Here is a 408-nt window from a genome sequence, read left to right as displayed (position 1 = left end):
CGTCGAGCCGGTTGCTCCGGTATCACCCGTGGCGCCAGTCGCACCTGTGGCGCCGGTTGCTCCGGTCGCACCTGTCGAGCCGGTCGCGCCTGTTGCTCCGGTATCGCCGGTAGCGCCTGTCGCTCCAGTTGCACCTGTCGAGCCGGTGGCGCCCGTTGCTCCGGTATCACCCGTGGCGCCGGTCGCGCCTGTGGCGCCGGTTGCTCCCGTCGCACCGGTGGCGCCTGTTGCTCCGGTATCGCCGGTGGCGCCAGTCGCGCCTGTTGCTCCGGTCGCGCCAGTCGCACCGGTAGCGCCAGTTGCACCGGTTGCCCCGGTATCGCCCGTGGCTCCGGTCGCACCTGTGGCGCCGGTTGCTCCGGTCGCGCCTGTCGAGCCCGTTGCTCCGGTAGCGCCCGTAGCGCCGGT

The 408-nt window shown here is 72.8% G+C and carries 1 protein-coding gene; it reads right to left on the bottom strand.

What is annotated here, in order from left to right; all coding sequences use genetic code 11:
• On the bottom strand, positions 1–408 hold a 408-nt coding region (locus tag EOA75_RS33755), incomplete at both ends, for a hypothetical protein (protein ID WP_206517153.1).

This window comes from Mesorhizobium sp. M1A.F.Ca.IN.022.07.1.1 (assembly GCF_003997575.1).
Lineage (GTDB): Bacteria > Pseudomonadota > Alphaproteobacteria > Rhizobiales > Rhizobiaceae > Mesorhizobium.
Note: the sequence above shows the minus strand (reverse complement) of the source record. Positions and strands in the feature narration are given on the sequence as shown.